Genomic DNA, 202 nt, shown 5'->3' with positions numbered 1-202 from the left:
TCGCTGGACACGCCCAGCACGCGCTCGGCCAACACCCGGGTGATCCGCCTGCGCCACAACGATGCCAAGACCCTGGCGGCGACCCTCGGCGAGCTGTCCACCGGTCTGGATACCCCACAAGGCAACGGCGGCGCGGAAGCCCGCCCGCAGAACCTGCTGATCCGCGCCGACGAAAGCCTCAACGCGCTGATCCTGCTGGCCG

Annotated in this window: 1 pseudogene; it reads left to right on the top strand. The window is 70.3% G+C overall.

What is annotated here, in order from left to right:
- Positions 1-202, top strand: a pseudogene (locus tag ACTV8E_RS20770) (type II secretion system protein GspD); the annotation flags it as partial.

The sequence above is a fragment of the Pseudomonas sp. B392_1p genome, assembly GCF_052245235.1.
Taxonomy (GTDB): domain Bacteria; phylum Pseudomonadota; class Gammaproteobacteria; order Pseudomonadales; family Pseudomonadaceae; genus Serpens; species Serpens gallinarum.
This window is presented reverse-complemented; position numbering and strand designations above follow the sequence as displayed.